The 395-nt window shown below is 46.6% G+C and carries 1 protein-coding gene; it reads right to left on the bottom strand.

The genetic code is table 11. The features are described from left to right. A partial coding sequence (locus tag CP370_RS09470) for a YegS/Rv2252/BmrU family lipid kinase (RefSeq protein WP_143467905.1) occupies positions 1–389 on the bottom strand: 389 nt, incomplete at its 3' end. Positions 390–395: the final 6 nt, after the last annotated feature.

Here is a 395-nt window from a genome sequence, read left to right as displayed (position 1 = left end):
TTGGCTTGCCCAATATCCATCTTGGCTGCTTTTCCTTTTAGAATAACCTTCGCTGCTGCCAATGGGTCTTCACGCGGAATGCTCAATGCACGTGCGTAATCATTGGTTGTACCAGCAGGAATAATGGCTAACATTGGCCGTTTATCTAATGGTGCGATACCATTGACAACCTCATTGATTGTGCCATCGCCCCCAGCGGCAACTAGCAAATCAAAGCCCGCTTCCGCAGCTCTTTTCGCTTCAGTCATGGCAGAATTTGGCTCAGGAGTTGTCGCAAAGGCGCTCGTTTCATAACCAGCTTCCTCATAAACATCCAAAATATCGACTAAATCACGTCGAATGGCTTCACGACCAGAAGTTGGATTATAGATAATTCGTGCTCTTTTCATTCCGTC

Source organism: Lactobacillus sp. UMNPBX19, assembly GCF_002553805.1.
Taxonomy (GTDB): domain Bacteria; phylum Bacillota; class Bacilli; order Lactobacillales; family Lactobacillaceae; genus Lactobacillus.
This window is presented reverse-complemented; position numbering and strand designations above follow the sequence as displayed.